The following is a 668-nucleotide window of genomic DNA, read 5'->3' on the forward strand; positions in this document are numbered from 1 at the left end:
CCCGGCACGACTCGGGCTCGCACTCCAAGCAGGACGGCGGCCCGGACGCCCGGCACGACTCGGGCTCGCAGTCCAGGGACACCGGATCGGACGCCAGGCACGACCCGGACGCCAGGCACGACCCGGACGTCAGGAAGGACGCCGGTTCGGAGGACAAGCAGGAGGTCCGGCGGGACGCCAAGGTCGAGGACAAGCCCCAGACCGGGTCCAAGGGGGACGAGACCTCCCCGCGCCGCGACACCTCCGTCCCCGACACCTCCGCACGCGGAGACGACCAGGCCCAGGACACCTCCACCCGACGCGACGACCAGACTCCGGACACCTCGGCCCGCCGGGACGACTCCGCCCAGGACACCTCCGCGCGCCGGGACGGCTCCATCCCGGAGACCTCCGCGCCCCGTGACGACTCGACCCCGGAGTCGCCCGGCGGGCGCTCCGACGGGAAGATCGAGATCGTCTCCATCGGCGACCACGACGCCGGTCAGGACCCCGGGGGCGACGCCGGGGGCAAGGGGGACACCGGTTCCAAGGGTGACGAGCGCTCTCCCAGGGCGGACCAGACCGGAACCCAGCAGGTCGGGACGGACCAGCAGGGAACCGGCCGGCAGGGAGCCGATCAGACCGGGACCGGTCAGCGGACCGCCGACCAGACCGGAACCGATCAGACC

The 668-nt window shown here is 73.7% G+C and carries 1 protein-coding gene; it reads left to right on the top strand.

Going from position 1 to position 668, the window contains the following annotated elements:
- The coding region (locus AB0D67_RS05995) for a hypothetical protein (protein WP_362930423.1) at nt 1–668 on the top strand (668 nt) is incomplete at both ends.

It is taken from the genome of Streptosporangium sp. NPDC048047 (genome assembly GCF_040653115.1).
Classification (GTDB): Bacteria; Actinomycetota; Actinomycetes; order Streptosporangiales; family Streptosporangiaceae; genus Streptosporangium.